This window comes from Pseudomonas sp. SIMBA_041 (assembly GCF_046535095.1).
Classification (GTDB): Bacteria; Pseudomonadota; Gammaproteobacteria; order Pseudomonadales; family Pseudomonadaceae; genus Aquipseudomonas; species Aquipseudomonas mucoides.
Map to the genome: position 1 here is coordinate 574235 of NZ_JAWRXJ010000003.1, position 21680 is coordinate 595914.

At 61.3% G+C, this 21680-nt stretch carries 21 protein-coding genes; 11 read left to right on the top strand and 10 right to left on the bottom strand.

The annotated features are described in order from the left end of the window. Positions 1-12: 12 nt before the first annotated feature. The 5 genes from SB725_RS09665 to SB725_RS09685 all read right to left on the bottom strand — a co-directional run bounded on the left by SB725_RS09665 (position 13) and on the right by SB725_RS09685 (position 6214). Entirely contained in the window at positions 13-1140 is a 1128-nt protein-coding gene (locus SB725_RS09665; protein ID WP_027923044.1) for an acyl-CoA dehydrogenase, read from the bottom strand. A gap of 158 nt (positions 1141-1298) precedes the next feature. Continuing rightward, entirely contained in the window at positions 1299-2492 is a 1194-nt protein-coding gene (locus SB725_RS09670; protein ID WP_410921690.1) for an acetyl-CoA C-acyltransferase, read from the bottom strand. 11 nt (positions 2493-2503) lie between these two features. Beyond that, entirely contained in the window at positions 2504-3265 is a 762-nt protein-coding gene (locus SB725_RS09675) for an SDR family NAD(P)-dependent oxidoreductase (RefSeq protein WP_027923042.1), read from the bottom strand. 16 nt (positions 3266-3281) lie between these two features. After that, a complete protein-coding gene (locus SB725_RS09680) occupies positions 3282-4946 on the bottom strand; it encodes an AMP-binding protein (RefSeq protein ID WP_410921691.1) in 1665 nt (554 codons plus the stop codon). Positions 4947-5197: 251 nt separating this feature from the next. Beyond that, on the bottom strand, positions 5198-6214 hold the full coding sequence (locus tag SB725_RS09685; protein ID WP_059183091.1) for an AraC family transcriptional regulator: 1017 nt from the start codon (positions 6212-6214) through the stop codon (positions 5198-5200). A 282-nt stretch (positions 6215-6496) separates the two neighbouring features. Here SB725_RS09685 and efeU point away from each other — a divergent pair, with 282 nt between their 5' ends. The 5 genes from efeU to SB725_RS09710 all read left to right on the top strand — a co-directional run bounded on the left by efeU (position 6497) and on the right by SB725_RS09710 (position 12121). Beyond that, the gene (efeU, locus tag SB725_RS09690; RefSeq protein ID WP_410921692.1) at positions 6497-7336 is read left to right on the top strand and encodes an iron uptake transporter permease EfeU; all 840 of its coding nucleotides are present in this window, start codon (positions 6497-6499) and stop codon (positions 7334-7336) included. Positions 7337-7344: 8 nt separating this feature from the next. Continuing rightward, positions 7345-8544 carry an iron uptake system protein EfeO gene (gene efeO / locus SB725_RS09695; protein ID WP_410921693.1) on the top strand — a complete coding sequence of 400 codons (1200 nt, stop codon included), beginning with the start codon at positions 7345-7347 and terminating at the stop codon, positions 8542-8544. An 18-nt stretch (positions 8545-8562) separates the two neighbouring features. Then, positions 8563-9861 (top strand): iron uptake transporter deferrochelatase/peroxidase subunit, encoded by a 1299-nt coding sequence (gene efeB / locus SB725_RS09700; protein WP_027923037.1) that lies wholly within the window; start codon positions 8563-8565, stop codon positions 9859-9861. A 24-nt stretch (positions 9862-9885) separates the two neighbouring features. After that, entirely contained in the window at positions 9886-10710 is an 825-nt protein-coding gene (gene efeO / locus SB725_RS09705; RefSeq protein WP_059182903.1) for an iron uptake system protein EfeO, read from the top strand. A 193-nt stretch (positions 10711-10903) separates the two neighbouring features. Continuing rightward, positions 10904-12121, top strand: coding sequence for an MFS transporter (locus SB725_RS09710; protein WP_410921694.1), 1218 nt, complete (start codon positions 10904-10906; stop codon positions 12119-12121). Here the strand turns inward: SB725_RS09710 and pssA are convergent. After that, positions 12078-13421, bottom strand: a complete 1344-nt coding sequence (pssA, locus tag SB725_RS09715) for a CDP-diacylglycerol--serine O-phosphatidyltransferase (protein ID WP_027923035.1) — start codon at positions 13419-13421, stop codon at positions 12078-12080. The two genes, SB725_RS09710 and pssA, sit on opposite strands and share 44 nt — an antisense overlap. Positions 13422-13636: 215 nt before the next feature. On the opposite strand from pssA, the gene SB725_RS09720 reads away from it, so the two are divergent. The 3 genes from SB725_RS09720 to SB725_RS09730 all read left to right on the top strand — a co-directional run bounded on the left by SB725_RS09720 (position 13637) and on the right by SB725_RS09730 (position 15766). Beyond that, positions 13637-14200 carry a TetR/AcrR family transcriptional regulator gene (locus SB725_RS09720; protein ID WP_410921695.1) on the top strand — a complete coding sequence of 188 codons (564 nt, stop codon included), beginning with the start codon at positions 13637-13639 and terminating at the stop codon, positions 14198-14200. 56 nt (positions 14201-14256) lie between these two features. Next, complete coding sequence (locus tag SB725_RS09725) at positions 14257-14733, top strand: DUF1348 family protein (protein WP_027923033.1); 477 nt, start codon at positions 14257-14259, stop codon at positions 14731-14733. A gap of 253 nt (positions 14734-14986) precedes the next feature. Then, positions 14987-15766, top strand: coding sequence for a TSUP family transporter (locus SB725_RS09730; RefSeq protein ID WP_027923032.1), 780 nt, complete (start codon positions 14987-14989; stop codon positions 15764-15766). Here SB725_RS09730 and nudC read toward each other — a convergent pair. The 3 genes from nudC to SB725_RS09745 all read right to left on the bottom strand — a co-directional run bounded on the left by nudC (position 15734) and on the right by SB725_RS09745 (position 18307). Further along, complete coding sequence (gene nudC, locus SB725_RS09735) at positions 15734-16564, bottom strand: NAD(+) diphosphatase (protein ID WP_059182900.1); 831 nt, start codon at positions 16562-16564, stop codon at positions 15734-15736. The two genes, SB725_RS09730 and nudC, sit on opposite strands and share 33 nt — an antisense overlap. A 6-nt stretch (positions 16565-16570) precedes the next feature. Then, positions 16571-17383 (bottom strand): crotonase/enoyl-CoA hydratase family protein, encoded by an 813-nt coding sequence (locus tag SB725_RS09740; protein WP_027923030.1) that lies wholly within the window; start codon positions 17381-17383, stop codon positions 16571-16573. A gap of 150 nt (positions 17384-17533) precedes the next feature. Then, a complete protein-coding gene (locus SB725_RS09745) occupies positions 17534-18307 on the bottom strand; it encodes a class I SAM-dependent methyltransferase (protein ID WP_027923029.1) in 774 nt (257 codons plus the stop codon). 158 nt (positions 18308-18465) lie between these two features. Between SB725_RS09745 and SB725_RS09750 the strand changes: the two genes are divergently transcribed. The 3 genes from SB725_RS09750 to SB725_RS09760 are packed head-to-tail and all read left to right on the top strand — an operon-like array spanning position 18466 to position 20325. After that, positions 18466-19008 carry a tetratricopeptide repeat protein gene (locus SB725_RS09750; protein WP_027923028.1) on the top strand — a complete coding sequence of 181 codons (543 nt, stop codon included), beginning with the start codon at positions 18466-18468 and terminating at the stop codon, positions 19006-19008. Positions 19009-19063: 55 nt separating this feature from the next. Then, positions 19064-19561, top strand: coding sequence for an RNA polymerase sigma factor (locus SB725_RS09755; protein WP_081743930.1), 498 nt, complete (start codon positions 19064-19066; stop codon positions 19559-19561). Then, positions 19558-20325, top strand: coding sequence for an anti-sigma factor family protein (locus SB725_RS09760; protein ID WP_027923026.1), 768 nt, complete (start codon positions 19558-19560; stop codon positions 20323-20325). Before SB725_RS09755 ends, SB725_RS09760 begins: the two co-directional genes overlap by 4 nt. A gap of 53 nt (positions 20326-20378) precedes the next feature. On the opposite strand, the gene SB725_RS09765 is transcribed toward SB725_RS09760, so the two are convergent. After that, positions 20379-21680: an ATP-binding protein gene (locus tag SB725_RS09765; RefSeq protein ID WP_027923025.1), complete on the bottom strand. Its 1302-nt coding sequence runs from the start codon at positions 21678-21680 to the stop codon at positions 20379-20381.

Sequence of the window (21680 nt, forward strand, 5' to 3'; positions counted from 1 at the left end):
AGGAACTCCTTCTTATAAATTGCGCGAAATAACCATGCGTTGAATATCGCTGGTGCCTTCGTAGATCTGGCAGACCCGCACGTCGCGATAAATGCGCTCCAGCGGGAAATCGTTGAGGTAACCGTAACCGCCGAGGGTTTGCAATGCCGAGGAGCAGACCCTCTCGGCCATTTCCGAGGCGAACAGCTTGGCCATGGACGCTTCGACCAGCGCCGGTTTGCCGCTGTCACGCAGCGCCGCCGCGTAATGCACCATCTGGCGGGCCACGGCAATTTGTGTGGCCATGTCGGCGAGGCGGAACGCAACCGCCTGGTGTTCGATGATCGGTTTGCCGAAACTCTCGCGCTCACGGGCGTAGTCGCGGGCCGCTTCGAACGCGGCGCGAGCCATGCCCACCGATTGCGACGCAATGCCGACGCGACCACCTTCTAGGTTGGCCAGGGCGATTCGATAACCTTCGCCCTCTTCGCCCAAACGGTTGGCGACCGGGACTTTAACGTCTTCGAACAGGATCTGGCAGGTGTCGGACGCGTGCTGACCGAGTTTGTCTTCGACCCGCGCGACTTTGTAGCCCGGCGAATCGGTCGGTACGATCAACGCGGTGATGCCACGTTTGCCCGCGCTCGGGTCGGTCACCGCGAACACAATCACCACCCCGGCGTTTTGCCCGGAGGTGATGAACTGTTTGCAGCCGTTGAGCACGTAGTGATCGCCTTCCAGCCGTGCGCGGGTTTTCAGGCCGCTGGCGTCGGAACCGGCCTGCGGTTCGGTCAGGGCAAAGGCGCCAAGCATTGCGCCACTGGCCAAGGGCTTGAGGAAGCGTTCTTTCTGATCGTCGTTGCCATAGTGCAGGATCGGTACGCAGCCGACCGAGTTGTGCACGCTCATGATGGTCGAGCATGCGCCGTCACCGGCGGCGATTTCTTCCAGGGCCATGGCGTAGGCCAGGTAACCGGTGTCGCAACCGCCCCACTGCTCCGGCACCAGCATGCCGAAGAAGCCGAGCTCGGCCATTTCACCGATGGCTTCCTTGGGGAAACGGTGTTCGCGATCCCACTCGGCGGCGAACGGTTTCAGCCGTTCCTGGGCAAACTGCCGGGCGGCTTCGCTGATCTGCAGTTGTTCGTCATTGGGAATCATGCCAAGTCCTTAAAATAAGCCTGTCGTACAAAATGACGGGTTGAAACACTGAACCTGTAGGAGCGAGCCTGCTCGCGATGGCGGTCTCATAGTCAACATTTCTACTGACTGATACACCGCTATCGCGAGCAGGCTCACTCCTACAGGGACTGAGTGCTTCAGTAGAGGCATTCAACCGCCATGGCCGTGGCTTCGCCGCCGCCGATGCAGATCGCTGCGACGCCGCGTTTCAGGCCTTTCTGGCGCAGGGCCGAGAGCAAGGTCACGAGAATCCGCGCGCCCGACGCACCAATCGGATGGCCCAAGGCGCACGCGCCGCCGTGAACGTTGACCTTCTCGTGCGCGATTTCCAGTTGGGTCATCGTTACCAGACTGACCACGGCGAACGCTTCGTTCACTTCAAACAGTTCGACCTGGTCCAGCGACCAGCCGGTTTTCTTCATCAACTTCTTGATCGCGCCCACGGGTGCCACCGGGAACAGGCCCGGTGTGTCGGCAAACGCCGCGTGGCCGTGAATCACGGCCAGTGGTTTCAGCCCTTGTTTCTCGGCTTCGGAACGGCGCATCAGCACCAGTGCCGCCGCGCCGTCGGAAATCGAACTGGAGTTCGCCGCCGTGACCGTACCGCCCTCGCGGAACGCTGGTTTCAACGAAGCAATCTTGTCCAGTTTGGCTTTCGGTGGCTGTTCGTCGTTGCTGATCAGTACTTGCTCCTTGCCGACCATGACCGACACCGGGACGATCTCGTCCTTGAAGCTGCCGTCCTTGATCGCCTGCTGCGCGCGGGTGGTCGAGGCGATGGCAAAGGTGTCTTGCGCTTCGCGGGTGAACCCGTTGGTTTCCGCGCAATCCTCGGCAAAAGTGCCCATCAGGCGGCCCTTGTCGTAGGCATCTTCCAGACCGTCGAGGAACATGTGATCGAGCACACGGCCGTGGCCCATGCGATAACCGCTGCGCGCGCGGTCCAGCAGGTACGGCGCGTTGGACATGCTTTCCATGCCGCCCGCGACCACCACGTCAGCACTGCCGGCCATCAGCATGTCGTGGGCCAGAATCGCTGCTTCCATGCCCGAACCGCACATCTTGTTGAGCGTGGTGCAACGGGTCGATTTGTCCAGCCCGGCGCCCAGTGCAGCCTGGCGCGCCGGCGCCTGGCCGAGGCCAGCGGACAGCACGCAGCCAAACAGCACTTCTTCAACGGATTCGGCGTTGATGCCGGCGCGCTCGACCGCGGCACGGATGGCCAGGGCGCCGAGCTGCGGCGCGGTCAGGCTTTTCAGGTCGCCCTGAAACCCGCCCATCGGGGTGCGGACGGCGCTGACGATAACAATCGGATCGTTGGCAATGGTCATGTCAAAACTCCTTACTTGGCGGCCATGCGCAAGGCACCGTCAAGACGGATCACCTCGCCGTTGAGCATGCTGTTTTCAATGATATGCCGGACCAGCGCGGCGTACTCGCCGGGTTTGCCCAGGCGCGGCGGGAATGGCACGCCAGCAGCCAGCGAATCGCGCACTTCCTGGGTCATGCCGGCCATCATTGGCGTTTCGAAAATGCCCGGGGCGATGGTCATCACGCGGATGCCAAAACGCGCCAGTTCACGGGCGGCGGGCAAGGTCAGGCTGACGATGGCGCCTTTGGATGCGGCATAAGCCGCCTGGCCGATCTGGCCGTCATAGGCAGCGGCCGAGGCCGTGTTGATGATCACGCCGCGTTCGCCATCGGCGTCCGGCTGGGTTTCGGCGATGGCCGCCGAGGCCAGGCGCAGCATGTTGAAGCTGCCGATCAGGTTGACGTTGATCACCTGGCTGAAACTGGCCAATGCATGCGGGCCGTTCTTGCCGAGGATTTTCTCGCCACGCACGATACCGGCGCAATTGACCAGACCGTTGAGGCCACCGAAGGCTTTGACCGTGGCCTGCACCGCCGCTTCCGCCGCCGCTTCGTTGCTGATGTCCGCGACCACGCTTTGCGCGCCCAGGCGCTGGGCCTGCGCCGCCACGGCCTCGGCATTCATGTCCACCAGCATCACTTTGGCGCCGGCCGCGACCAGCATTTCAGCCGTGGCGGCCCCCAGGCCGGAAGCACCGCCGGTGACCAGAAAAATCTTGTTTTCGATCTGCATCATTGTTTCCTTGGATTCAAGCTGAAACGTTCTTCGCGGCGGCCTCTTGAGCCTTGGCGATTTCCTGGTTGCGCAAGATAAAGCGCTGCAATTTGCCGCTAGGGGTTTTCGGCAACTCGCTGACAAATTCGATTTCACGGGGATAGGAATGCGCCGCCAGACGCTTGCGCACGTGTTGGCGCAGTTCTTCGGCCAACTCCGGTGTGGCGCGGTATTGCTCGCAGATCACGACGAAGGCCTTGACCAGTTCGGTGCGCTCCGGATCGGGTTTGCCGACCACCGCCGCCTCGACCACGGCCGGGTGCTCGATCAACGCACTTTCCACGTCGAACGGGCCGACGCGGTAGCCGGAGGTGGTGATCACGTCATCGCTGCGACCGACGAAGCTGATGCTGCCGTCCGGGTTCCACTCCACGGTGTCGCCACTTAAATAATAGTCGCCGACGAACGCTTTGGTCGGCGCGCCTTCATAGCCGTTGAACCAACACATCGGCGACTGGGTGCGATCGATGGCCAGAATGCCGGGCTGACCGACGCCGAGCTCCTTGTATTCTTCGTCCAGCACCACGATGCGGTGGCCAGGCGAGGCAAAACCGGCGGCGCCAACGTGAACCGGGTGTTCCAGTGCATGGTGATTGCACAGGACCATGCCCAATTCGGTCTGGCCGTAATGGTCGTGGATGACCACGCCGAGGTTGTCGGCGAACCAGCGGATCACTTCCGGGTTCAGCGGTTCGCCGGCGCTGCTGACGATGCGCAGCTTGCCCTTGATCGACTTGGCGAACTCGTCGCCGCCCGCGATCAGCAGGCGGTAAGCCGTCGGCGATCCGGTGAGGTTGGTAATCCCGTACTTGTTGATCACCCGGCAGGTGCTTTCGAGGGTGAATGGGCCATCGTAAAAGGTGATCGGATGCCCCATCGACATCGGCCCGGTGACGCCGAAATAGATGCCGTAGGCCCAGCCCGGATCGGCCACGTTCCAGAACGCGTCTTCGGGACGCAAATCCACGGCGTCGCGGGTGTAGCTCTGGAACGCGACGATGGCTTTGAGCGGCACCGACAAGGCTTTCGAAGGGCCGGTGGTGCCCGAAGTGAACATCAACAGGAACGGGTCTTCGCCGGTCAGCAGCACCGGTTCGCAGTCGGCGGAATAATTCGCCAGTTCGGCCCAGAAGCTGTAATCGCCACGGACGATGCCCTGGCCTTTGGCGCCACCGACGGTGACGACGGTCGGGCAGTCGGCGACTTCAGCGAGTTTCGGGCGATTGACCGCGTCGGTCACCACGACTTTGGCCCCGGAGCAGCCGAGACGGTGTTCGATGGCTTTGGGGCCGAACGCGGTAAACAGCGGCTGATACACCGCCCCAATGCGCCAGGTGGCGAACACGATGATCAATAATTCGATGTTGCGTGGCAGGAGGCCGGCGACCTTGTCGCCCTTCTTCACCCCTTGGGCCAGCAGGAAATTGGCAAAACGCGCGGCTTTATCCTGCAAGTCGCAGAAGGTGTACGTGGCGCTGGCGCCATCGCGCCCTTCCCAGAACAGCGCAATGCGCCCCGGCAAGGCATGCCGGTCGCAACACTCGACACAGGCGTTGAGCGCTTGCAGGGAACCGCTGAGTGCGGCGTCGACGGTGTGCTGATAATTGAACTGTGATGTGGCAGACAAGTAATCGCGCATTGCCAGAATCCCTTTGTATTTTTATTAGGTTGGGGGAACCGTAAAAACCAGGGAAATACTCGCTCTGTGGGCAGAACGGGGCAATGGTCAAAGTTATCAAGTTGCGTGACTGCTTTGGCCAAGGTTCAGGAGGTGGGGCGCCTGAGCGGACGCCATCGCGGGCAAGTCACGCTCCCACAAGGGACTGCATTCCAAATGTGGGAGCGTGGCTTGCCTGCGATGGCGTCGGTCGTATCTATACAGGGTTTGGATCAGTGCGCTTCGTTCAGAATCAGGCTGCGGTAATGCCCCGGATTAGACCCCGACCACTTGCGGAACGCCTTGTAGAACGAACTGGCATCGGCAAACCCCAACCGCGTCGCGATCTCGGCGAAGCTGATGCTCGGCTCGGCCAGCCAGACGATCGCCAGTTCCTTGCGCACGCTGTCTTTGAGCCCTTGATAGGTCTGCCCTTCTTCCGCCAGACGCCGGCGCAAGGTCGAGGCCGATATGCACAGTTGCTGCGCCAAGGGTTCGGTCTCGGGCCACTGTTCAGCGGGGAGCTGTCGCAAGTTGTGCTTGATTCGGCTCGCAAGGCTTTCCGGATCACGGTACTTGACCAGGATATTGGCCGGCGCATGGGCCAGGAAACGCTTGAGTTCTTCCGGGCTGCGCTTGATGGGTAAATCCAGGCAGTCGGCCGAGAAAATCATCCGGGTGCGCGGGCGGTCGAAGCGCAGGTTCTCGGAGAACATCACCTGATAGTCGTCGCAAAAATCCGGCGCGGCGCAGCGCAATTCGATGGCCAGAATCGGGATGCGCCGCCCGGCCAACCAGCAGGCCACGCCGTGGACGATCATCCAGTAGGTAAAGTAGGTGAAGGCGCGACGCGGGTCCTGGTCGTCTTCCAGCAGCACGATTTCGGCCAGGCTTTGCTGGCGAACCAATTGCGCGGGCACGTGTTCGAGCATCAACGACAGAAAGCTCAACCCCGTGGTCAAACCAGCAGCGAGGCTGGGCTGAACCATGGAGCAACGACAAAGAAATTCGAGGCTGCCGGACTTGAGCTTGCGCGGGTCCATGCCAAAAAATTCGTCATCGCCACGCCGGGCCAGCAAGCGCCAGAGCCGCGCATAGGCGGTGGCCGGAACACGGGCATCGGTGGTCTGCAGCCAGGCCGGATCGATGCCGACCTTGTTCAACACCTCGTCGGTCGCCTGACCGGGGGCGCAACTTTGCAGCAGCGCTTCGCGCACCAGTTGAATGGAGATGGTGTCTTTTTCCGACATTGAGCGCGGTGAGCCCTGTTGTTTTTTGAGTGTGGGCATCTTACCGCAGCCGTTTGCCCAGTGCAGATCCCTGTAGGAGTGAGCCTGCTCGCGATAGCGGTGTGTCAGTCACCTCAGTTGCTGACAGTCAGTCCGCCATCGCGAGCAGGCTCACTCCTACAGGGGAATGTGTGATGCTCAAGGTCGTTCAGGTTAGGTTCAGGTAAATGGCAATCAACCCCATATGGGAATGAGTGTCATTATGTTACAAATTAGCACCCTATCTAATTCCACCGGTGCTGAATGCTCGTTCCTTTCCTGATCATGCTGCGCGAAGGCATTGAAGCCGCGTTGATCGTTGGCATCATCGCCAGCTACCTCAAGCAAACCGGCCGTGGCCAGTGGATGCCCGCCGTGTGGATCGGCGTGTTCCTCGCCGCCGCCCTGGCCCTGCTGGTGGGCGGTGGCCTGGAGCTGGTCAGCGCCGAGTTCCCGCAGAAACAACAAGAGCTGTTTGAAGGCGTGGTCGGTCTGGTGGCCGTCGGCATTCTCAGTTCCATGGTGTTCTGGATGCGTAAAGTGGCGCGTTCGATCAAGCATTCCTTGCATGTATCCCTTGATCACGCGCTGACCGGTTCCAGAAACCAGGTGTTCGCGCTGATCGCCATGGTGTTTTTCGCCGTGGCCCGGGAAGGCCTGGAGACAGTGTTCTTCCTGCTCGCCGTGTTTCAGCAAAGCGAAGGCCCCGCCGCGCCCATCGGCGCCCTGCTCGGCCTGGCCCTGGCCATCGTCATCGGTTTCCTCATCTATACCGGCAGCATGCGCCTGAACCTCAGTGCGTTTTTCCGCTGGACCGGGTTGTTCATCCTCGTGGTCGCCGCCGGCATTCTCGCCAACTCGGTGCAGGCGCTGCATGAAGCCGGGCTGTGGAATCACCTGCAAACCGTGCTGTTCGATTTCAGCGCCACGCTGCCGATGGACGGCCCGCTGGGCTCGGTGCTGGCAGGCATGTTCGGCTATCAGGACGCGCCAACCGTCAGCACCCTCGGCGCTTATCTGATTTACCTGGTGGTGGCGCTGGGGATGTTTTTTCTCCCGGCCCCGGCACCCGCAAAACAGTCTTCTTCCGTTTCCAGTCAGTAAGGGCTTTCATGTCAACGCCTACTCCAAATGTGGCCGCACCTTCCAGGGCTTTGCGCTGGGCGGTGGCCGGTTCGGTGATCGTGATGATCGCCGCCGGCGGCCTGTTCTACTACGCCTCGAACATGGCCGCGGCCAAACGCCAGGCCAACCATGACGAAATCGTGGTGAACATTCACCCGCACAGCTGCGAGCCGAATGCGTTGACGGTCCCGGCCGGTCGCGCCAGTTTCCGCATCGTCAACCGCTCGGACCGCGCCGTGGAATGGGAAATCCTCGACGGCGTGCTAGTGCTCGAAGAGCGCGAGAACATCGCGCCGGGCCTGAGCCAGGTGATCAACGCCAACCTAGCGCCCGGCGACTACACGATCACCTGTGGCTTGCTCAGCAACCCGCACGGCACCTTGCACGTGACCTCGACGGCCGCGTCCGACGCCGCCGCCAAGGCCAAACCGTCGATGGCCGCGTTCATCGGGCCGCTGTCGGAATTTCGCGTGTACCTGAGCAGCCAGAGCACGGCGCTGATCAAAGCCGTCACCGCGCTTGAGCAAGCGATCGAGGCCGGCGACCTTAGCCAGGCGCAAGCCTTGTATGTGCCGGCCCGTGCTGCGTATCAACGCATCGCCCCGGCCGCACAGCGCTTGGCCGAACTGGACAACGCGATCAATGCCCGCGCCGACTATTTCGAAAAACGCGAACAGGACCCGGCCTTCGTCGGCTTCCATCGCCTGGAATACGCGCTGTTCCAGCAACGCAACCTCGACGGTCTGACGCCAGTGGCGCAACGCCTGACCAGTGATGTCACCACGCTCAAACAACAATTGCTCGCCGAGCCGCTGCCGCCGGAACAACTGGTGAGCATTGTGGTGCGCAACCTCAACACCCTCGCCGACGTACGCGCCAGCAGCGGCGAAGAAGAACGCTACAGCCACACCGACCTCAACGGATTCGCCGCCAACCTCGACGTCGCGCACAAAGTTGTCGAGCTGTTGCGACCGATGCTGAGCAAGATCGCCGCTGACGTTCTGTCGAAGATCGACAGCGCCCTCGCCGACTTCGACAGCGAACTCAATGGCCTCAAGGTCAAGGACGGCTACGCCAGCTACGACAGTGTCAGCGCCGAACAACGCAAACAGATCGCCGACAAGGCCCAGGCACTGGCCGACGCCCTCGACACCATCGATCCCGCCCTTGGCCTGTCCGGCCTGTAAGCAGAAGACGACATTCAGATGAACGATTCAGAGCAATTCAACCTCCAGCGTCGCCGGGTCTTGATGGGCATGGGCGCCGCCGGTGTCGCATTGGCCGGCAGCGCCCTGAGCTGCCCGGCGATGGCCGCCAGCCCCGCGCAAGTTACCGAAGCGCCGAGCAGCGACCAGACCGAAGACCGCCACGCGTTCCATGGCAAACACCAGACCGGCATCGTCACCCCGCGCCCGGCGTCGGGCATGCTGGTGTCGTTTGATGTGTTGGCCAGCAACCGCGAAGACCTCGAGCGGCTGTTCCGTACCCTCAACGAGCGCATCGCGTTTTTGATGAAGGGCGGCCCGGTGACCCAGGTCGATCCTAAATTGCCGCCAGTGGACTCCGGGATTCTCGGCCCAGTGGTGACGCCGGACAATCTGACCATCACCGTCTCGGTGGGCGAGTCGCTATTCGATGAGCGCTTCGGTCTGGCCAACGTCAAACCCAAGCGGTTGATACGCATGGTCGGTTTCCCCAACGATGCGCTGGAAGCTGACTGCTGCCACGGCGACTTGAGCGTGCAGTTCTGTTCCAACACCACGGACACCAACATCCACGCCCTGCGCGACATCGTGAAAAACCTCCCGGATTTGCTGCTGGTGCGCTGGAAACAGGAAGGCAGCGTGCCGCCGCAGGCCCCGGCGAAACCGGGTGTTCCGGCACAGAGTGCGCGCAACTTCCTCGGTTTCCGCGACGGCTCGGCCAACCCTGACTCCAACAACGCCAACGCCATGGACAGCATTGTCTGGGTCCAGCCCGACAGCGATGAACCGGCCTGGGCGGTAAATGGCAGCTATCAAGCGGTGCGGATTATCCGCAACTTTGTCGAGCGCTGGGACCGCACGCCGTTGCAGGAACAGGAAAGCATTCTCGGACGGGTCAAAAGCACCGGAGCCCCCATGGGCGGCGCCCATGAAACCGAGGTGCCGGACTACGCCAAAGACCCGGAAGGCAAACTGACCAAACTCGACGCGCACATCCGCCTGGCCAACCCGCGCACCGCCGCGACCCAGGCCAACCTGATCCTGCGCCGTCCGTTCAACTACTCCAATGGCGTGAACAAAAACGGTCAGCTCGACATGGGCTTGCTGTTCATCTGTTACCAGGCCGATCTGGAAAAAGGCTTCATCACCGTGCAAACCCGTCTGAACGGCGAACCGCTGGAGGAATACCTCAAGCCTGTCGGCGGCGGCTACTTCTTTACTTTGCCGGGTGTCACGGGCGATCAGGATTTCATCGGTCGCTCGCTGCTGGACGCCACCCATTCAACAACAACCGCCTAACAACGCCCAACACGGAACCGCCCCATGAAAAAGTCGCCACTCGCTTTGCTGCTGACCCTTGGCTTGCTCAACACTCCGTTTTCAGCGTTCGCGGCGACCGCGCCGCTGGACCTGGTGGGGCCAGTCTCGGACTACAAGATCTACGTCACCGAACAACTGGACGAATTGGCCAGCCATACCCAGCCATTCACCGACGCGGTGAAAAAAGGTGACTTGGCCACCGCGCAAAGGCTCTATGCCCCGACCCGCGTCTACTACGAGTCGATCGAGCCGATTGCCGAGCTGTTCAGTGACCTGGACGCGTCCATCGACTCCCGCGTCGACGACCACGAAAAAGGCGTGGACGCCTCCGACTTCACCGGCTTCCACCGCCTCGAATACTCGCTGTTCTCGGAAAAAAGCACCCAAGGCCTGGGCGACCTGGCCGACGGTTTGAACAAAGACGTCAAGGATCTGCAAACCCGCGTCGCTGGCCTGACCTTCCCGCCTGAGAAAGTCGTCGGCGGCGCGGCGGCGTTGCTGGAAGAAGTGGCGGCGACCAAGATCTCCGGCGAAGAAGACCGTTACAGCCACACCGACCTGTATGACTTCCAGGGCAACGTCGACGGCGCAAAGAAAATCGTCGACCTGTTCCGACCGCAGATCCAGAAGCAGGACGCGGCGTTCATCGCCAAGGTCGACAAGAACTTCGCGACCGTGGACAAGATCCTGGCCAAGTACAAGACCAAGGACGGTGGTTTCGAAACGTATGACAAGGTGAAAGAGAGCGACCGCAAGGCGCTGGTTGGGCCGGTGAATACGCTGGCGGAAGATTTGTCGACGTTGCGTGGGAAACTCGGTTTGAACTGAGGTTTTGTAGCGTCTGGGCTGTCCCCATCGCGAGCAAGCTCGCCCCCACAGGGGTTTTGTGTTGATCACAATTTCAGTGTGGGAGCGGGCTTGCCCTCGATGGCATTATCACTATCACCGATATTCCCCCCGCTTTCCCGATACCCGCGCTACCATCCCCGCAAACAATAAAAGCTCACGGAAGGCTCACCCCATGACCCCCGCCACCTTCGACCTGCGCCCATTAATGGTGGCCAACATGGCCTGTTCCATGTCGATGATGGCGTTTGTCTCGCTGATCGGCCCGATTGCCCGGGTGCTGGGCCTGGCCACGTGGCAGGCCGGTGCGGCGGTGACGGTGTCCGGGGTGATCTGGATGCTGCTGGCCCGCCCGTGGGGCCAGGCCAGTGATCGCTATGGCCGGCGCCGCATTCTATTGATCGCCACCGCCGGTTTCACCCTCGCCTATTGGGCCTTGTGCCTGTTCATCGACGCGTCATTGCGATTCTTGCCATCGGCGCTGCTGGGGTTCATCGGTTTGATGATCGGCCGCGGCTTGATCGGCGTGTTCTATGCCGCGATCCCGGTGGGAGGCAACGCGCTGATCGCCGACAACATCGAGCCGCAGCACCGCGCCAAAGCCATGGCGGCGTTGGGGGCTGCCAACGCCTGTGGCCTGGTGATCGGGCCGGCCATCGCCGCGTTGCTCTCGCGTTTCAGTTTGAGCCTGCCGTTCTACGCCATGGCCGTCCTGCCGCTACTGGCCTTTCTGGTATTGCGCTTCAAGCTCAAGGGCCAGGAATTGCACCTGCGGCAAGTACCGCGCAAGGTGCACCTGAATGATCCGCGCCTGCGCCGGCCCATGGCGGTCGCGTTTGTGGCGATGCTGTGTGTGTCGATTGCGCAGATCACCGTCGGCTTCTTCGCCCTCGACCGACTCGGCATGAGCCCGGCCGATGCCGCGCAAACGGCGGGCATTGCCCTGACCATGGTCGGTTTCGCGTTGATCTGTTCGCAACTGGTGGTGCGCTGGCTGGAATGGCCGCCGCTGCAGTTGATCCGCGCGGGTGCACTGGTGGCGTCTGTGGGATTTGCCAGCAGTATCCTCGCGAATACCGCGTGGGGCTTGTGGCTGTGCTTTTTCGTTTCGGCGGGCGGGATGGGGCTGATTTTTCCGTCATTCGCCGCGTTGGCGGCGAACGCCGTGGACGCCTCGGAGCAAGGCGCGACCGCTGGCTCCATCGGCGCTGCGCAAGGCTTTGGCGTGGTCATCGGGCCATTGGCAGCCACATTGATCTACGACCTGGACCCGCGCCTGCCCTATCTGGTGGCCGCTTCGCTACTGCTGCTGGTGGCCCTGTGGCCAAAGCCCCCGGCAGCGCTGAGCCTTACAGAATCCGATAGAGCAACCGCTCAATCCGCACCCGACTGACGCGCGTGAGGAACTTGGCCACGGCCGGCGGGTAGTCCAACAGCGTTTCGAGGTTCTGGTAACGCTCGATGCGCTGGGTGTTTTGGAAAATCTCCACCAGCTCAGCCTTGCGCGGCTCCAGCAACTCGCCTTTCGGGTCATCGATCAGCAGCGCGTTTTCCAGGTCAAGACGGAACGCTCGCGGGTTGAGGTTGTTGCCGGTCAGCAAGGTGTAGCGCTGGTCGATCCACATGCCTTTGAGGTGATAGGTATTGTCGCCATCGCGCCACAAATGCAGGTTCAGCTTGCCGCTGTCGATGCTGTGTTGATGGCGTTTGGCAAAACGTCGCAGGCTGATCTCATACAGGTACGGCAGCGCCGCGATCACCTTGAACGGCTCGCTGGGCGGGATGTAGAAATCGTTGGCGGTCTTGTCGCCGACCACGATGTCGACCTTCACGCCCCGGCCCAGCGCCCGGTTGATTTCCCGGGTCACCGCCAGCGGCAAGTTGAAGTACGGCGTACAGATGGTCAGTTGATGCTGGGCGGTGGCGATCAGCTCGCAAATCACCCGGTTCAATGGATTGTTCTTGCCCACACCGAGCAACGGACTGACGCACAAATCGCCTTTCAGCGTGGTGCCGGCGGTGGTGTCGTAGGCGGCGTGCTTGAGGCGGCTGCGCAGGTCGCCGATGTCGTTGCGCAGGCTGCGGGTGGTCGGCAGGTTCGGCAAGTCGAGGCGGTGCACGGCTTTGGACGCGATGAACCCGTGCTGGATCAAGTGCTGCATGGAGTTGGCCAGCGCCTGGTTCTGCAGCACGTGATAGCGGTCGAAGCGGTACTTGTCGAACTTGTGCAGGTACACATTGTTCAGGCTCGCACCGCTGTAGATCACGCAGTCATCGATGACAAAGCCTTTCAAATGCAACACGCCAAACAACTCGCGGGTCTGCACCGGCACGCCATACACCGGCACTTCACTGGCGTGGGTGCGAGTCGCTTCCTGATACCACGCAGAGTTTCCCGGTTGCTTGCCGGCACCGATCAGGCCGCGCTGGGCGCGCAGCCAGTCCACCACCACGACCACGTCCAGCTGCGGACGCGCCAGTTTGGCGGCGTGCAAGGCATCGAGGATTTCCTGCCCGGCTTCGTCCTGTTGCAGGTACAGCGCGACGATATAGATGCGGTGCGTGGCCTGGGCAATTTTCTCCAGCAGGCAACGACGAAACTCGGCAGCGCCGGAAAGGATGGTGACGGCATCGGCGGTCAGCGGAAAACTGCGCAGTTTGGGCAGCAGAGGGCGTTTGAAAAGCGACGGCATAGGGCTCGCAGTGGGTCGAATCCGAAGAATTCAAGAGCTTACACCATGGATGGGCCTGGGTCTTGTTACCGTCTGTAATGGACCCATCGCGAGCAAGCTCGCGCCCACTGGGGAACGCATTCCAAGTGTAGGGGTGAGCCTGCTCGCGACGGGCCCATAACAGTCAATATAAATTTATATTGACCAAGGAGAACGTACGTTCTACTGTTCACCACATGAACGAATTAACCACCAATACTACGCGCGACATCATTCTGGATGTCACCGAAAAGTTGATCTATAAAAGTGGCATCGCCGCCACCGGCATGGACCTTCTGGTGAAAACCGCCGGTGTCTCCAGAAAAAGCATCTACCGCTACTTCGCCAACAAGGAGGAGCTGACCGTCGCAGCCCTGCAACGCCGCGATGTGCGCTGGATGCATTGGTACAAAACCGCCGTCGATCAGGCTGAAACACCGGCCGACCGCCTGCTCAACCTGTTTACCGTGCTCAAGGTCTGGTTCGCCTCGGAAGGCTTTCGCGGTTGCGCCTTCATCAATACCAGCGGCGAAACCGGCGACCCGCAAGACCCGGTCCGCCTGGTCGCCAAGGAACACAAACAGAAGCTGCTCGACTATGTGCGCGAGCTTTGCACCGAACATGGTGCCAGCGATCCGGAGAACACGGCCAGACAGCTGCTGATCCTGATCGACGGTGCCATTACCGTGGCGCTTGTCATGGGTGATCACAGTGCCGCCGATAATGCGCAATGCATGGCGCGAAAGTTATTGGACCTGTAACACTTTATATAAGCGTGACAATGTGTTTGAACGTTATTTTTATTGGGAGACTTTACATGTCTAACGCTGAAGTTCGTCCGCCATTGCCCCCTTTCACCCGCGAGTCGGCCATCGAAAAAGTTCGCCTGGCCGAAGACGGCTGGAACTCTCGCGACCCGCAACGGGTATCGCTGGCTTATACACTGGACACCCAATGGCGCAACCGCGCCGAGTTCGCCTACAACCGCGAAGAAGCCAAAGGTTTCCTCACCCGCAAATGGGCCAAGGAGCTGGATTACCGTTTGATCAAGGAGCTCTGGGCCTTCACCGGCAACCGCATCGCCGTGCGCTATGCCTATGAATGGCACGACGACTCGGGCAATTGGTTCCGTTCCTACGGCAACGAGAATTGGGAGTTTGATGAAAACGGCCTGATGGCTAACCGGTTTGCCTGCATCAACGACCTGCCGATCAAGGAAAGCGAGCGCAAGTTCCACTGGCCACTGGGACGTCGGCCGGATGATCATCCGGGGCTGTCCGACCTCGGCCTGTAAATTCACCCAGATCCAATCTGTAGGAGTGAGCCTGCTCGCGATTGCGGTGTATCAGTCACTGTATATATCGACTGACACTCAGCCATCGCGAGCAAGCTCGCTCCCACAGGGGACGATGGTGTTGCGCAGATCCCATGTGGGAGCAAGCTTGCTCGCGATGGGGCCAGACCAGTCGCCGCAGAAGTCGGATCTAGGTAAGATACCGCCCCTTCCCCGCAGCCCTTTCCTGCGCCCCGCCGAATAAGCCGATTCCATGCCTTTCGAACTCAGCGTTGACCTCACCACCCTGGCCATTCTGGCTGTCGTTGCCTTTATAGCCGGCTTCATCGACGCGATTGCCGGGGGTGGCGGCCTGCTCACCACGCCCGCACTGCTCACCGCCGGCCTGCCGCCGCACCTGGTGCTGGGCACCAACAAGTTGAGTTCCACCTTTGGCTCGGCCACCGCCAGTTTTACCTTCTACCGACGCAAGCTGTTCCATCCCCGGCAGTGGGTGCATGCCATCGTCGGCACCCTGATCGGCGCATTGACCGGCGCCATCGTCGCGCATTACTTGCCGGCCGAGTGGCTGAACAAAATGCTCCCGGTGATCGTCTTCGCCTGCGGCGTGTACCTGTTGTTCGGCGGTACACCCAAGGCACCGCTGGACAGCGATGCACCGATCAAGAAAAAGTGGCAGTCGACCCAAGGCTTCAGCCTCGGTTTCTACGACGGTGTGGCCGGTCCCGGCACGGGTGCATTCTGGACCGTCAGCACCCTGCTGATGTACCCCATCGATCTGGTGAAGGCCAGCGGCGTGGCGCGCAGCATGAACTTCGTCAGCAACATTGCGGCGCTGTCGGTGTTCGTGTTTTCCGGGCAGGTGGACTGGATCATCGGCCTGAGCATGGGCGTGTCGGTGATGGCCGGCGCATTCTTCGGCGCTCGCACCGCCATCAGCGGCGGCGCGAAGTTCATCCGTCCGGTGTTCATCACCGTGGTACTGGGCTTGACCGTGCGGTTAGCCTGGCAACACTGGTTCAGCGTGGCCTAAGCGCCGCGCCACGTAGACGTCGATCAGGTACCGGGCAATCGAGCGCGACGCCGGCAACGGCGGCAGCGCGTGGACGTTGAACCACTGGGCGTCTTCGATTTCGTCTTCCTGACAGACAATCTCGCCACCGGCGTACTCCGCATGGAAGCCGAGCATCATCGAGTGCGGGAACGGCCAGCACTGGCTGCCCAGGTACTGGATATTCTTGACCTCGATCTGCACTTCCTCGCGAACCTCGCGAATCAGACAGTCCTCAGCCGACTCACCCGGCTCGGCAAACCCGGCCAACGTGCTGTAGACCCCGCTGACAAAACGCGGCGAACGCGCCAGCAGCACTTCATCGCCACGGGTCACCAGCACGATCATGCTCGGCGAAATCCGTGGGTAATAGCGCAAATCACAAGGCTCGCAGTACATCGCCCGTTCACGCGGAACTTGCGTCGCCTCCTGCCCACAATTGCCGCAGAAGCGATGCTCACGGTACCAGGTGCCAATTTGCGCGGCATAGCCGAGCACCTTGTACACCGTGTGATCGCCCTCAAGCATGAACGCCCGCAGGCCTTTCCAGTTGCAACCCGCAACGTCGCTGGCGCTGCGCAGTTCCAGCAGATAGACCGGCTCACCGTCGAGATGGCCGATGCCGTGTTCGGCGAGAATCGGCAAGTCCTGACGCTTGAGCCATTCACGCGGGAACAGCGCGCCATTGTCATCGAACAGGAAGCCTTCCGGGCTGCGGGCCACGGCCCAGCCGCCGGGTTGATCGGTGTCCAGTACTGCAGTGGTCCAGCGTGAAGTCATGTTTAATCAGTCCAGAAATTCGGGTTTCTGTTTGCTCATATGGGCGGCCATGGCCACGCGCAAATCGGTGGATTGCAGCATGGCGGCGTTCCAGGTGGCGACGTATTCGAGGCCGTCGTCGATGCGGTGGTCGCGCATGTAGCTGATCATCTCTTTGGTGCCGGTGACCGCAATCGGCGACTTGCTGGCGATTTCCCGGGCAATGCCCATGACGCCCTCCAGCAGGCTGGCAGTGTCGCTGTAGACGCGATTGACCAGGCCGATGGTGCGCGCTTCCTCGGCGCCAAACGTGCGACCAGTGTAAGCCAGCTCACGTAGCATGCCGTCACCGATGATACGCGGCAAGCGTTGCAAAGTGCCTACATCCGCCGCCATGCCGATATCGATTTCCTTGATCGAGAATTGTGCGTCTTCGGCGGCGTAGCGCATGTCGCAGGCGGCGATCAGATCAATCGCACCACCCAGGCAATAGCCTTGAATCGCTGCCAGCACCGGCTTGCGGCAATGGTCGACGGCATTGAAGGACGCCTGCAGGGCGAGAATCTTGCGGCGCAGCAGGCGTGCATTGCGGCCGACGTCCTTGCCCAGTTCATTGGCCACGCCAGCCAGCATCATCAGGTCGATGCCGGAGGAGAAGTGCTTGCCGGCACCGCTGAGGACTACCACGCGCGCTTCATCGGTGTCGTCGATCCACTGGAAAATCTCGATGATCTCGCTCCAGAACGCGGCGTTCATGGCGTTGATCTTTTCCGGACGGTTGATCTGCACATGGGCGATGTTGTCGGCGAGTTCGACGGTGAACGCGGTGTACTGAGACATGGCAGTGATCCTTTTACCGGGCAAAAAATGAGGTCCGGACTATAACAAGGCATTGGCGGGGGGAGTAAGGCAGTGGTTCGGCCAAAAGCGGGACTCTGCAGGGATTTGTGCTGTCTGGGTGGGCCTGCTCGCGAAGGCCACACCACCGATCTAACTGCCCTTAACCGCGACGAACGCCGCGGTCTCATAAGGCACCGTCACCACATCCCGCCCACGCAACGCCGGCTCCCCGGCAATCAACGCCCGAACCTGCTCATCCACCCTCGCCCGCTGCGCCTGCGGCAACGCCGCAATAAAACTGGTTGAACGCACTCGATTGAAAATCACATCCTCAGGCGCCCCTGTATGGCCATGGCTGAAATGCTGCGCCTGCAACGACCCAAACGCCGGGTGAGGAAACGCCTGGCGCCAGGCACCGGTGTAATAGCGCGGCGTATCGCCTTCCAGCGCATTGACGATCGCATCCAGTTTCGGCACCCAACTCACCCGGGTATCGCGCACGTTCCACACCAACCCCAACCGCCCACCCGGTTTCAGGACCCGGGCAATTTCGGTCAGCGCTTCGGCACTGGCAAACCAGTGGAAGGCCTGGGCGCAGACCACCACGTCCACACACGCATCCGGCAGCGGCAGATCCATGGCAGTGCCGCTCACGGCCAACACCTCGGGATGAGCCAGGGAGAGTTTTTCCAGCATCTGCGGTACGGGCTCAACGGCAATCACCTGCGCCCCGGTCGCCAGCAAGCGGCCGGTGAATTTGCCGGTGCCGGCCCCCAGGTCGATCACGGTGCTGTCCGCGTTCAAGCCCAGCGTACCGGTCAACCAGTCGGCTACGGCCGGCGGATAGTCCGGGCGGCCGCGAACATAGGTGTCGGCGCCGGTCTTGTATCCCGCCGCTGCAGAATGATGAACGTAGTCTTTCATGGCAGTTCTCCGCTGGACAACGAATGCTGTCGAGCATAGCGCCTAGGTTTAAGCTTTCCTTGTAATGATCAGCACAAAGAAATGAATAATTGTTCACGCTGCGGTGTTCTTGTATCAGCACCACGAACGATGGTGGATCAAACCCTGGAGCCTTGCCCATGAACCTGCGTTTTGCTGTTTTCACCGCCCCGCTGCTGCTTGCCGGTTGTCTGACGGCAGCGCTGACCAGTTCCCTGGCCCTGGCCCATGGCGACGAAGATGAGCCCGCCAAACCCAACTGCCCGAAAGGCCAGGTCTTCGATTCCAAATCGCAAAAATGCCTCAGGCAGACCAGCAGTCTGGTGCCGGATGCCGACCGCACCAATTACGCCTATCGTCTGGCCAAGGACGGTCGCTACGAAGAAGCCCTGGCCCTGCTTGATACACTGAAAGATCCGAACACGGCCAAAGCCTTGAACTATCGCGGCTACGCGACGCGTAAACTGGGGCGCACCGACGAAGGCATCGGTTACTACCTGCAATCGGTCAAACTCGACCCGCAGTATGCGCAAGTGCGCGAGTACCTCGGCGAGGCCTATGTGATCAAAGGCCGACTGGACCTCGCGCAAGAACAGTTGCAGCACATCAAATCGATTTGCGGCAGCACGTGCGAGGAATACCAGGACCTGGCCGAAGCGATAAACGATTCATCGAAAACCTGACACTGATTAAACGACGGAGGTCGCTATCGCCAGCGATCATGCAATCAGGGCCGAACTGGGCCAACATCTAGCGCGATTGTGGCGCTATGGCTTGCTGCTGTCCCGGCAACGGCATGTGGCCGAAGACCTGGTGCAGGCGACCTGCGTGCGGGCGCTGGAGCGTGCCGGGCAGTTTGTCCCCGGCACGCGCATGGACCGCTGGCTGTTGAGCATTCTGCATTCAATCTGGCTCAACGAAGTGCGCGCCCGCCGGGTGCGCCAGGGTCAGGGGTTGGTGGACGCCGAAAGCCAGTTATCGTTTGACGGCGAGCACGCGGCGCAAACCCATGTGCGCGCAGCCCAGGTGATCAGGCGTGTCGACGCGCTGCCCGAAGCCCAGCGCGAAACCGTGTACCTGGCGTACGTCGAAGGCTTGTCGTATCGCGAAGTCGCCGAGGTGCTGCAAGTGCCCGTCGGGACCGTCATGAGCCGGCTGGCCGCTGCACGGGTGAAACTGGCCGAATATCCACCGCTGCATGCTGTACCGAACCCTTCCTCGGGAGAACGTCGATGAACGAACGCGCCGCACCGTCGGACGAGCAACTGGTGGCCTACCTCGACGACCAGCTCGATGCCGAGCAACGCGCCCGCATCGACACGGCCATCGCCGAGGATTCGGCGCTCAACCTGCGCCTGCAATGGCTGGCCCGCAGCAGCCTGCCGTTCAAGGACGCGTTTGCCCAATTGTCGCAACAGGCGCCCATCGATCGTTTGCAGTCCATGCTCGACACCTTGCCTTCGCCTGAACGCCCGTCGATGGATCGACGCTGGTTTCTGGCGGCCGCGGCCGGGTTGGTGGTCACCAGCGTGGTGGCGGATCGCTTGTTCCTTGGCTGGCAATTGAGCCAGGAAAAGAACAACTGGCGCGGGTTGGTGGCGGATTACATGTCGCTCTACGTGCCTGAAACCCTGGAACACTTGCCCAGCGATGAAGCCACCCAACTTGCGCAACTGCGCTCCATCGATACGCGCCTGGGCCTGAGCCTTGCGCCCGCGAAGCTGACCTTGCCGCGCGCTGAGTTCAAGCGTGCGCAAATCCTCGAATACGATGGGGTGCCGATTGCCCAGATCACCTACCTGGACCCTGCGAATGGCCCGATGGCGTTGTGCGTCACGCTCTCCAATAGCGGCAGCCGGCACTTCGCCCGTGAGCGTCGGCACGGCATGAACGTCGTGTATTGGGCGGACATGGAACACGCATGGATGCTGATCGGGCACAACCCGGCGGCGGAACTCGAAGACATGGCCAAGTTATTGCGTACGCGACTCAGCACATAGTTCTATAGCAGCTGTCGAGCCTGCGAGGCTGCGCAGCTGCTACAAAGAACGCGTCAGGGTTGGGTGGGTAACCACAAGCGGAAACGTGCGCCGCCTAGCGGGGACGGTTCGACCGTCAGGGTGCCGCCCTGCGCCTCCAGCGCCCGACGGCTGATCGCCAACCCCAACCCAAACCCGCCCGTGGCCCGGTCGCGGCTGCGGTCCAACCGATAAAACGGTTCAAAAATCCGCTCACGCTCGTCATCCGGAATGCCGATCCCGTCGTCATCCACCCAGATCTCACAGCCCTTCGCACACACCTGCACGCCAACCTGAATGCGTTTTTCGCAATAGCGCATGGCGTTGCGTAACAGGTTCTGGATCGCGCGGGCGGTCAGGCGCGGGTCGAGGGTGAAGCGTTCGAGTTGGCCATGAAGCAGCACATCCATCACGATATGCGGCGACTCCAGTTCTTCATCAACGCTGCCCAGAATGCTGTCGATAAACTCGTCCAGCGCTACTTCAACCTGCTCCGGCACTTGCGCCGGGTTTTGCAGGCGGCTGTAGGACAGCAATTCCAGGACCAATTCATCCAGCTCACGGATGTGCGCGACCAACCCTTGCAAGCGCTCGCGACTGGTCACGGGCAGGTCATCGGACAGCGCCAGCGCCAGGCCAAAATCCAGGCGGGTCAGCGGTGTGCGCAGTTCGTGGGATACAGCGTTGAGCAAGTCGCGCTGCTGGTTCAGCAGGTTTTCGATGTCGCCAGCCATGGTGTCGAAGACATTGGCCAGGCTGCCAATGTTGGAATGTCGGGAAATCCGTGTGCGTTCGCTCAGATGGCCTTTGCCGAAACGCTCGGCGGTGCCTTTGAGGCGTTCCAGATCACGCCAGTGCGGGCGCAGCCACAGCAGCAGGCAGGCGAGCATGGTCGCCCCGATCAGGACGTTGATGCTCCAGTACAACAGGCTGACGTCCATCGGGTCCGGCGGCACGATCATTTGCACCACCGTTTGCTCGTTCAACGGCGCCACGGCGAGCGTGCGCCAGCCCCAGTCGCCGATGCGCACCACGTTCTCGCCGCTTTGCAGGCGTTCGCGCTCGTACAAGGTGAAATCCGGGTCGTCATTGCGCGTCAACGCGATGTGCAGCGGGGCGAAATCCTTGTCCATCTCGACCGCCAACGCCGGCCATTGCACTTCAGGCACGGCGTGAAACTGTTTGACGATGAGGGTTTGCAAGCCGCGCGAATAGTCGAGGTTGTAGGTGACAAAGCGTTCATGGAAGACCTTGATCACCAGGTCCGGCACCAGGTAAATCGCCGCGCTGAACGAGACGATGGTCACCAGATACAGGCGAAACAGAATCCTGAACAT

Excerpts from the sequence above, each read along its gene's own strand:
- pssA (WP_027923035.1), bottom strand. The coding sequence starts at position 13,421 with ATGCCGTCGCTTTTCAAACGCCCTCTGCTGCCCAAACTGCGCAGTTTT.
- SB725_RS09750 (WP_027923028.1), top strand. The coding sequence starts at position 18,466 with ATGAACCTGCGTTTTGCTGTTTTCACCGCCCCGCTGCTGCTTGCCGGT.
- efeO (WP_410921693.1), top strand. The coding sequence starts at position 7,345 with ATGTCAACGCCTACTCCAAATGTGGCCGCACCTTCCAGGGCTTTGCGC.
- SB725_RS09740 (WP_027923030.1), bottom strand. The coding sequence starts at position 17,383 with ATGTCTCAGTACACCGCGTTCACCGTCGAACTCGCCGACAACATCGCC.
- SB725_RS09765 (WP_027923025.1), bottom strand. The coding sequence starts at position 21,680 with ATGTTCAGGATTCTGTTTCGCCTGTATCTGGTGACCATCGTCTCGTTC.
- SB725_RS09685 (WP_059183091.1), bottom strand. The coding sequence starts at position 6,214 with ATGTCGGAAAAAGACACCATCTCCATTCAACTGGTGCGCGAAGCGCTG.
- SB725_RS09710 (WP_410921694.1), top strand. The coding sequence starts at position 10,904 with ATGACCCCCGCCACCTTCGACCTGCGCCCATTAATGGTGGCCAACATG.
- efeB (WP_027923037.1), top strand. The coding sequence starts at position 8,563 with ATGAACGATTCAGAGCAATTCAACCTCCAGCGTCGCCGGGTCTTGATG.
- efeO (WP_059182903.1), top strand. The coding sequence starts at position 9,886 with ATGAAAAAGTCGCCACTCGCTTTGCTGCTGACCCTTGGCTTGCTCAAC.
- SB725_RS09665 (WP_027923044.1), bottom strand. The coding sequence starts at position 1,140 with ATGATTCCCAATGACGAACAACTGCAGATCAGCGAAGCCGCCCGGCAG.
- SB725_RS09730 (WP_027923032.1), top strand. The coding sequence starts at position 14,987 with ATGCCTTTCGAACTCAGCGTTGACCTCACCACCCTGGCCATTCTGGCT.
- SB725_RS09675 (WP_027923042.1), bottom strand. The coding sequence starts at position 3,265 with ATGCAGATCGAAAACAAGATTTTTCTGGTCACCGGCGGTGCTTCCGGC.
- SB725_RS09760 (WP_027923026.1), top strand. The coding sequence starts at position 19,558 with ATGAACGAACGCGCCGCACCGTCGGACGAGCAACTGGTGGCCTACCTC.
- SB725_RS09720 (WP_410921695.1), top strand. The coding sequence starts at position 13,637 with ATGAACGAATTAACCACCAATACTACGCGCGACATCATTCTGGATGTC.
- SB725_RS09745 (WP_027923029.1), bottom strand. The coding sequence starts at position 18,307 with ATGAAAGACTACGTTCATCATTCTGCAGCGGCGGGATACAAGACCGGC.
- SB725_RS09680 (WP_410921691.1), bottom strand. The coding sequence starts at position 4,946 with ATGCGCGATTACTTGTCTGCCACATCACAGTTCAATTATCAGCACACC.
- efeU (WP_410921692.1), top strand. The coding sequence starts at position 6,497 with ATGCTCGTTCCTTTCCTGATCATGCTGCGCGAAGGCATTGAAGCCGCG.
- SB725_RS09725 (WP_027923033.1), top strand. The coding sequence starts at position 14,257 with ATGTCTAACGCTGAAGTTCGTCCGCCATTGCCCCCTTTCACCCGCGAG.
- nudC (WP_059182900.1), bottom strand. The coding sequence starts at position 16,564 with ATGACTTCACGCTGGACCACTGCAGTACTGGACACCGATCAACCCGGC.
- SB725_RS09670 (WP_410921690.1), bottom strand. The coding sequence starts at position 2,492 with ATGACCATTGCCAACGATCCGATTGTTATCGTCAGCGCCGTCCGCACC.